Genomic DNA, 4,141 nt, shown 5'->3' on the forward strand with positions numbered 1-4,141 from the left:
TGGACCCTAACGTCACCAGCAGCGAGAAGGATGCGAAGAAGGTATTCAAGGACCTGCCCGATGGGGTCAACCGCGCGTCGGGTGGCTGGATCGATGGACCTGGTAGTTACACCAGCGACAGCATCCGAGTGAACGCCTCGCGCGGGGAATACATGCTGCAGGCCCGAGCAGCACAACGCCTCGGAGCAATGAACCTGGAGCATATGAACCGTACCGGCGAGCTGCCTGGTCGTGCTGACTTGGTGCCATACATCCCGCAAATGCCTTCACTGGATCGGGTGGGAGAGAGGCAACCGATGTCCTTGGAAATGCCGTGGGGCGGCTCCTATGCCGTGGAGGCAACACCCGCCGAGGCCTCCCGTATGCAAGAGGACATGAAGATCGCTCGCATCAAACTAGGAAAGCCCAATGTCCGCCGATAACAAACCCACGCCGCTGGTGCTTGGCGGAATCGAAATCGTCCCGCACTCCGGCACCATCCGGCAGCGCTATGAGCCCATCGGCGGGAGCAGTACCTTCCGCCTTTCACGCGGAACCGGCATCAAGCAAACGCACTGGCAGCGCACCGCAACCAGCGTAGGTGGCACTGGCTACCTCGACCCCGGCCTGTTCGCCCTGGACTACAGCGAACCGCTGGAGCTGCTTTGCGTTCAGCCCCGCTCGATGGAGGGGGTTACGCCTATCTTCACTCTGCCGCCCGCAGCGAGCCGCCGCCCGAATGATTCGCCCACCGGCTGGGCAAGGGTCGGAGACACCTGGATCGAAACGTCGCTGCAGCTTGAGGGCGACGTGGCCCACCTGGGAGCGGTCGCCAGGGCGGCGGGCTACCGAGTCTTCTGGCTGCCTCGCCTGGTGGTTTTCACTGACGGCATTGCCTCCGAGTTCGACAACGGCACCGGCATGTATGACTGGTCCTTTGAGGCGCAGGAGGTCTGATGCTCAACGTCCTGCCGCTCAACACCAGGCCGCTCAATACGCTTTGGCGCCGTGCCGCCGAGCCAGGTGGCCCGGTGGTCATTCTGCCCCCGGCCCCCATTGCCCCTGGTGTGATTCCACCGGGCTACGGCTACCGCTGGGACGTCTCTGTGACTATCGGCGGCGTGCAAGTCTCGGCCAGGCTCTCCCAGCGTATGGAGATTGACCGGGAGGAAGGCGCGGCAGGGGTCGCCACCTTCTCCTTGTTCTACCCGGACGGCACCGACGTTCCGCTGGACCTGGACGGCGAAGAGGTGGTCATCGACTTCATCAGTGAAACGGGCGGTGTCACCAGGCAAGAACGGCGTTTCACGGGCTACGCCATCGAGCCGTCCTGGGATATCGCTAACCGGCTGATGAAGATCACCTGCAGCGATCAGCTCCAGTACCGGGTCGAGAACATGACGGTCGAGCAGATCGACGCGCTGACAGGAGGCTGGTGGACGCCCGACATGTTCGAGTCGCCTGACGGCCGCAGCCGTTGGGACTACGCCCAGGAACGCCTTGAAAGTCGCACGGTATCCATGGATGTCAGTCCGACCGGTGAGATTCGTGTTACCAGTTGGTATGCGACGGAACCTGCGGCCCGATTCGCCCCCGGCAGCACCATCTATCAGAGCGCGTCGACAGACCTGGCCAAGACCCAGCAGGCGACAAACCGCGTCGAGCTGGAGGTGGAGTACCGCTATTCCCGGCTGTGGCAGCGAGACGAAAGCTATGCATGGGCACACCCAGGCGCAGGCGGTCATGGGGGCGTGCAGGGGTTCTGCACCTGGCGGCCGGATAGTACCGACCTGCCCGACGTCGCAATGATCGAGCAAGCCACCGAAGGTGCCGGGCTGACGCTGCTGCCTAATCCCAGCTACTTCAAGCTGCCTCCCAGCAGCGGTGACCCCTGCGGCAATGGCCAGGGGTGGCGCAACGACTACCCCGATTTGCTGCTGGGGGCCGACTGGACGGGCTCGCGGCGCTGGGTTCAGTCAGTGACGGAAAAGTACAGCCTTGTCATCGCCTGTCCGAAGGGCCTCGGCCCGACCGGGGGGCAGGTAGTCAGCAGGCAGAGTACGGGCTTCGAGATCGAGGACAGCAAAGCCGAAGAATGGGAGAGCAAGACCATCACCGGCCCTGTCTCTGGCGTCCAGGACCTACGCGATGACGCCCGGCGTGATGCCGTTCTGGAATGCTCGATCCGTCGCGCCGTCGCCACGATTGTCGGCGGGCAGCGGGGAACCACGATCAGTTGGCAGGTGCCGACGTCTCTGGCCCTCGGCCTCGACCTAATCCACACCCTGGAGTTAGCCGACCAGGCCGAAGGCACCGGCAAGGTGCGCCGGATCGTAGACGAGTACGACTTCGACGCTGGGTCAGCAGTCACCACCCTGAGCATCGCGATGATGCGCGGCGGCGGCTTGTCTGACCCGCTGACCGTCCCGGCTAAGCCCGTGGTGGATGCGCCTCCAACCCACGTTGGCCACCCAGCCCTGGCCACACAGCTTGGTATGCGCAACGAGAGTCCGATCTACGACGACGATCTGGACGGCTTCGCGGGCAACTACGACAACCGCGACGACGACATCAACCCCGACCTGGAAGAGTTCCCGCGCCGCATGACCATCACCGCCTCGGAGATTCCCGCCGAACTGCGAGATGAGCGGAAGGTCGCGGTTGCTGGGCTCTACCAGGTCGGCATCCCCAACGACCACCTGGTGCTTTGACATGAGTGCAGCAGATGCCCGCCGCGCTAGCGGCAGCTCAATGGAGGCCAGCCGCCGCGCCAGCGGTAAGGCCCTGATCGATGACCTTCGCGCTATCCAGGACAGCAACACCCAGGAGCGGCGCCTATCGCAGATTCCCCAGCGGGGCGCACTCGCAGGCCAGCGAAGCCGGGCCGACTATGTGGCGCCTGCTGCGGCAGTGAGTGGCGGTATCGCCAGCCCGCTTACTGAGCCCGATGCCGCCACGCGCGAGTACTTCGACTCGGTGCTGGTTCCGACCACTGACGGCTTGATCTGGGCACGCTGGAAGAGCCTCAAGAAAATCCACATGGTCGACGCGAACAACGCGCCTGTGGCCTTTGAGTTCAAGAACGGGGTGCAGAAATGAGGTTCCTCAATAACTTGGATGCAGTCCTGACGGCCCCTTTGGCACTCGGTGGGCTGCAACTGCCAATCAGTACCGAGTCCGCCGCGCGGCTCACAGCGGGCGTGGACTACCTGCTCACGCTGACTAACAGCGCCGACCCCGCAGAGCAGTCCAGCTGGGAGGTCGTGAAGGCCAGGCGCACAGGTTCTGTCGTCGCCATCGTGCGCGCAGTTGAGGGCGTCGAGAGCAGCTGGGCACAAGGCGCGCGGGTGTTCTGCACCATTACCGCAGGGGCTCTCAACCAGGTGCTGGCCCGCCTGGACGCTGCCGAGCAGGTCCAGGGCCAACTGCAACAGAACAACGACGCTTTGCAGCAAGCCCTCAATGCGCTGACGGAGCGTGTTGCGGCGCTTGAGCAAGGCGGCCCTGGCCCTGATCCAACGCCCTCGGTGCTGACCGATGGCGCAGGCAACATCCTGGTCGACGGCCAGGGCAACACATTGATCATGCAGGAGTGACCCTATGCCAAACATCACGCACGTCGTAACCGGCGCCACCTGGCCCAGCACGGCACCACCCTCCGTTGGCGCCCACTACATCATGGTGGATGCCGACGAGAACCCAACCGGCTCATTGTGGTTTGCGGTCGCTGCCGAGCAGCCGGAAGACTGGGTGCTGGTCAAGGGCAGCCCGAAAGGGCTCTATGCCGATATCAACCACGTCAGCACCACTCAGGCAGTCGACCGCATGGCGCGCCTGGTCAGCCTGAGCGTGGGCTTTGACCTGGAAGGGACACAGGCCCTGGCGGTGGTTGAGTTTCCTGATTCGCCAGTGATCCGCGAAGACCTGGTGCTGGAAGTTTTGGCCATCAACGGCCGATCCGTCACCGCGCGGGTCGACGTAAAGTTCCCGTACCCCATTGGTGGCATCACCATGCCCGACGGGGCGGAAGGTGTCACAGCCGCTGTCGGCGAAGACTTCCTGCGGCTCACCATCACCCAAGACATCCGCCTGACCTTCAAGGGTATTGAGTACGCCGCCGAGGGCGGCGACCCAACGATGGCTTATGCGACAGTCGTTCCCA

General features: G+C 63.9%; 5 protein-coding genes and 1 pseudogene. All 6 read left to right on the top strand.

Going from position 1 to position 4,141, the window contains the following annotated elements; translation table 11 throughout:
- The coding region (locus L6D89_RS32105) for a hypothetical protein (protein WP_236202310.1) at positions 1 to 422 on the top strand (422 nt) is incomplete at its 5' end.
- Positions 409 to 936, top strand: a complete 528-nt coding sequence (locus tag L6D89_RS32110) for a hypothetical protein (RefSeq protein ID WP_236202311.1) — start codon at positions 409 to 411, stop codon at positions 934 to 936. The genes L6D89_RS32105 and L6D89_RS32110, both read left to right, overlap by 14 nt.
- Positions 936 to 2,690, top strand: a complete 1,755-nt coding sequence (locus tag L6D89_RS32115; protein WP_236202312.1) for a hypothetical protein — start codon at positions 936 to 938, stop codon at positions 2,688 to 2,690. The genes L6D89_RS32110 and L6D89_RS32115 overlap by 1 nt, the downstream gene beginning before the upstream one ends.
- 1 nt (position 2,691) lies before the next feature.
- Positions 2,692 to 3,078, top strand: a complete 387-nt coding sequence (locus tag L6D89_RS32120) for a hypothetical protein (RefSeq protein WP_236202313.1) — start codon at positions 2,692 to 2,694, stop codon at positions 3,076 to 3,078.
- On the top strand, positions 3,075 to 3,575 hold the full coding sequence (locus L6D89_RS32125) for a hypothetical protein (protein ID WP_236202314.1): 501 nt from the start codon (positions 3,075 to 3,077) through the stop codon (positions 3,573 to 3,575). The genes L6D89_RS32120 and L6D89_RS32125 overlap by 4 nt, the downstream gene beginning before the upstream one ends.
- Positions 3,576 to 3,579: 4 nt before the next feature.
- Positions 3,580 to 4,141 (top strand): annotated as a pseudogene (locus L6D89_RS32130) (hypothetical protein); the annotation flags it as partial.

Source organism: Pseudomonas pseudonitroreducens, assembly GCF_021603645.1.
GTDB lineage: Bacteria > Pseudomonadota > Gammaproteobacteria > Pseudomonadales > Pseudomonadaceae > Pseudomonas > Pseudomonas pseudonitroreducens.